This is a genomic window from Nostoc sp. 'Peltigera membranacea cyanobiont' 213 (assembly GCF_002245975.1).
In the GTDB taxonomy this organism is placed as follows: domain Bacteria; phylum Cyanobacteriota; class Cyanobacteriia; order Cyanobacteriales; family Nostocaceae; genus Nostoc.
The window spans coordinates 1-3,737 of sequence record NZ_NOLI01000283.1; the positions used below are offsets into that span (position 1 = coordinate 1).

Sequence of the window (3,737 nt, forward strand, 5' to 3'; positions counted from 1 at the left end):
CTACACAGCTTCTAGCCAATCGCACACCACAGACCTACACTCGCTCCCAAAGTTAACCCAAACCTGCCACTGTCCCATGCCCAATGCCCAATGCCCAATGATTATTCCAGCCTTAGAGGGTGTTTTAAAAGTCCCGAAAGGTATAATTTTCCAGTTCTGCACTGGGTTAAGTGCAATAGAAGGTAATCCCCGCATCGTCATCAATTGTTCTGGCAGAGGTTACAAAGATGTGCAAACCGTCGCCAAAGTCCTGATTCCTTCGATTAATTGCGTCTCCCCTAATTGACACCTGTGCAACTGGTGGAGATGGTGCTTCAACCTTTAATATCTCCACTGCTGTTGCCTTTGTTGCCGCCGCCAGGGTAAAAGTTGCCAAACATGGCAATGGATATTTTAGCAGGTTCTGTCAAAGGTATTGTCCTTGCTAAGAAAATTCTCCAAAGCGGTGCTGCTTGGATAAAACTAGAACAACTTGCTGAATTTTTGCGCTAATTGCCCTGGCGAATGGAATTTAAGGAGGTACTCAATTTGCTGAAATCGCAAATGCCTACTATATGCCCATTACGAACAGGTATGACAGTTAAAGCTAGTCTGACGGCCTCAGAAACTACCAGACCAGCATCACAAAACCTATTTAATAAGGAACTTACAATGGTTAAAACTAACCCTGCACAATCTAATAATACTCTTGCCCGATTACTGGTAAGCGTAAAGCTAAATATCATTATTCCAGCAGGAGTAATGCTTAGTTTTTTAGTCTATAGTTTTCAAGCTGCTTTTCATCCTCAGCAGCTTGAACAATCTGCCCAAGTTCAACTTCGCCCCTTTGGTCGTGCAGAGTATGAACAGTTGAAAATAGGAATGTCATTAACGGATGTGCGGTCAATCTTATATCAAGGTACTGAGGTTAACAGCTCTGCAACAATAGCAACCTTTGTCTGGGAAAATCCTGATAGCTCTAAAATCACCATCATTTTTGAGCATGACAAGCTCAAAGATAAATCACAGTCTGGATTGAAGTAACAAACCAGAGGTAGGCGATCTAGTTGGACTGCGATCGCTTGACTTAAACAGAAAGGCAATCGCACCCCCCATCGGCATTGGCGTTGGCGCTGGCGTAGCCTCTCGTACTCTTTTGATGAGCGATCGCAACTCACTATGAAGAAAGCTATTGAAAGACACCGCCGTTTAGTAGAATTTATTAGAATTTGGCAAAATGGCCAAGTTGTGAGATTGACCGCAGAACAAATTCCTCCTCTCAACTCAGATGAGTAACCTATTTTCCCTCATTCCAGATCAAATCCGAGATAAATTACCACTGACGGAGGATAAAAAACAACTACTTCAACAGCAAACCATTACTCAAGATATCCCAGGAACAATTCTGCGGGATTTTCAAACTATTTTAGAACTTCTCCAACCCAACGGCGTTGAAGTTAGTAGCACTTATCACCAATTCTCGCTTAAGTATCTCCAACAACTTAACTCACAATTGAGTTATCCCATAGATATTAACCTCAAACGTCCTGTACAAAAATCCTATCCTTATATTCACGGTCTTTATTTCCTTCTCCGCGCCTCTGGACTGTCTCAAATTATTACCGAAAGTAAAAAGAGCAAGTTAGTTTTAGACCAAAAAATTCTGCAAATTTGGCAAGGATTAAACCACACAGAACAATATTTCACACTATTAGAATCTTGGTTAGTTTGGGGAGAAAGCGAACTCTTAGGCGACCAAAGAGATATGTTTGACCAAGCATATCGCTGTTTATTATTTTGGAACAATCTCCCATCATCAGGATTAAAAATTAATAATTACTCAGAAAAAGATAAATTAGTTTATTATCCTGGCTTCCACAATCTCGCTCTCTTACATTTATTTGGATTAATTGAAGTGACATCAGTCAAACCACAAGCCGCTAAAGGCTGGTGTTTTACTCATGTAAACCCCAAGGCTTGGGGTAATGCTCTCATGGCTGTATTAACAGAAAGTCGCTCAAATATCCAAATAGAAGATTACGCCACTTTTCGGTTAGATTTTCGCATAGCTTTTGACAATTTAAAACCTTATCTCCAACCCTATTTCCCGGAATGGTCACAAACTTTGGTGATTGCTGAAGGCGGTTTTACTGAGGGTGTTTATATATTGAAAGCTAATTTAGAGAATGCTTGGCGACGGATTGCTATTCCTAGTTACTTCAATTTAGATGAAGTCGCTGCCGCAATTGTGCAAGTATTTGATTTTGACCCGGAACACCTCTACAGATTTATTCACAAAGACCGTTTAGGAAGAACTTTGGAATTTAATCATCCTGTTGTCGAAATTTCTCCTGATACCTGCGATTTTCGTTTAGGCGATTTATCCTTAGAGGTAGGCAGTCATTTACAATTTATCTTTGATTTACTGCAAGAATGGGAATTTGATTTATATGTAGAGAAAATTGAACCAGCTAATGACAAAATGAAAAAGCCCAAGATTCTTGAATCTCATGGTGAACCGCCAGCGCAGGATGGTGAAGAAGAAGAAAGCTGGGAATAAATTTGCTACTGTGATTGGCTACGTTTTTAATCCATACATGTCAGAAGTGGTAAAGCATCGCTCTATATTGGTTTTCAGTTGCAGTTCTAGCTAGTATGGGATAATTCTCCACTGCTCACCCTCCTATTTTGCCCGAATTTCTTACCGTGTCGGCAATATTTCCAGTTGTTGTTGGGTACAAGCAATCCTTTGATATAGAGAAGCAATTTCCTGGTTCAGCAACACATAAGCAGATATGCAAGTGAGTTTTGCAACTTCAATAAATACATCTGCAAATTTAGCCACCTCTCGCCTTATATCAAGTTCCAAACTCCTAATGTCATCACTCAACTTATATTTGCGGGTATTCGTCGCGTCGAATTAAATTAAAAATAATGAAAAAACCACAAACTGTCAAATCATTGGAAGAATTAGGTCGGGTACGTTTGTCAAAAAACTTTTTTATGCGTGATTTTCTACACTCAGAAATTTCTCAAATTGAAGGAATCCCAAATATACCAGATAATCCTGATTTGGCGATCGCCTCCGGCAAAAGTCTTTGTGAACAAGTTCTAGAACCAATTCAACAAGCTTTCGGAAGAATCAGCATTCGCTCTGGATATCGGTCATCTTCTGTCAATGCTAAAGGTGCAGAAAATAATAACCAGTACAATTGTGCTAGTAACGTATCTAACTATGCAGTTCATATCTGGGATGTTCCAGACGCTCAAGGTTATATGGGTGCTACAGCCTGCATTATTGTGAATTCCTTCATTGATTATTATGAGAAAACTGCCGATTGGACAGCCTTAGCATGGTGGATTCACGATCAGATTGATTATTACAATGCAATCACCTTTTTTCCAAAATATGCTGCTTTTAATATTGGTTGGTCTGAAAATCCTGAATGCAGAAAACTATACATTTACAGCTATATCCCTAATCCTTACACAAGCAAAAAAGGATACTTAACACGCTTAGGCGCAGAAAATTATTCAGGTTCACATGAACAGTTTTATGAAGGGTTTAAACACAGTTAGCTATTACACTTTAACTTCAGACTCTAGAAGGTGTGACTTGAAGAAGATTTTGGACAAGTTTTGGAAGGAGAAGTTGGACAAGTTGCAAGCTGAAATACCTATAACTTCGTTAAGGTATTAATCAAGCGATGCCTTCGGCGGCAAGCTACGCAAGTTTGGAAAAAGAAAATGGACATAAT

At 39.6% G+C, this 3,737-nt stretch carries 5 protein-coding genes and 2 pseudogenes; 5 read left to right on the plus strand and 2 right to left on the minus strand.

Features of this window, described 5'->3' with window-relative positions; genetic code table 11:
• The 3 genes and pseudogenes from CDG77_RS38320 to CDG77_RS38325 all read left to right on the plus strand — a co-directional run.
• Positions 1-286, plus strand: a pseudogene (locus tag CDG77_RS38320) (hypothetical protein); the annotation flags it as partial.
• Positions 273-386 (plus strand): annotated as a pseudogene (locus tag CDG77_RS33945) (anthranilate phosphoribosyltransferase); the annotation flags it as partial. The pseudogenes CDG77_RS38320 and CDG77_RS33945, both read left to right, overlap by 14 nt.
• Positions 387-528: 142 nt before the next feature.
• Positions 529-1,023 (plus strand): hypothetical protein, encoded by a 495-nt coding sequence (locus CDG77_RS38325; RefSeq protein ID WP_223270135.1) that lies wholly within the window; start codon positions 529-531, stop codon positions 1,021-1,023.
• Here the strand turns inward: CDG77_RS38325 and CDG77_RS37215 are convergent.
• Positions 1,003-1,182 carry a hypothetical protein gene (locus CDG77_RS37215; RefSeq protein ID WP_190234150.1) on the minus strand — a complete coding sequence of 60 codons (180 nt, stop codon included), beginning with the start codon at positions 1,180-1,182 and terminating at the stop codon, positions 1,003-1,005. The two genes, CDG77_RS38325 and CDG77_RS37215, sit on opposite strands and share 21 nt — an antisense overlap.
• An 85-nt stretch (positions 1,183-1,267) precedes the next feature.
• Here CDG77_RS37215 and CDG77_RS33955 point away from each other — a divergent pair, with 85 nt between their 5' ends.
• Positions 1,268-2,539: an IS1096 element passenger TnpR family protein gene (locus CDG77_RS33955; protein WP_094333539.1), complete on the plus strand. Its 1,272-nt coding sequence runs from the start codon at positions 1,268-1,270 to the stop codon at positions 2,537-2,539.
• Between the two features lie 141 nt (positions 2,540-2,680).
• On the opposite strand, the gene CDG77_RS37220 is transcribed toward CDG77_RS33955, so the two are convergent.
• Positions 2,681-2,869: a hypothetical protein gene (locus CDG77_RS37220; RefSeq protein WP_375467057.1), complete on the minus strand. Its 189-nt coding sequence runs from the start codon at positions 2,867-2,869 to the stop codon at positions 2,681-2,683.
• A gap of 44 nt (positions 2,870-2,913) precedes the next feature.
• On the opposite strand from CDG77_RS37220, the gene CDG77_RS33960 reads away from it, so the two are divergent.
• Complete coding sequence (locus CDG77_RS33960; RefSeq protein WP_094333540.1) at positions 2,914-3,558, plus strand: peptidase M15; 645 nt, start codon at positions 2,914-2,916, stop codon at positions 3,556-3,558.
• The last annotated feature ends 179 nt before the right edge of the window (positions 3,559-3,737 follow it).

Coding starts and splice junctions, on each gene's coding strand:
- CDG77_RS33955 (WP_094333539.1), top strand. CDS start 1,268: ATGAGTAACCTATTTTCCCTCATTCCAGATCAAATCCGAGATAAATTA.
- CDG77_RS33960 (WP_094333540.1), top strand. CDS start 2,914: ATGAAAAAACCACAAACTGTCAAATCATTGGAAGAATTAGGTCGGGTA.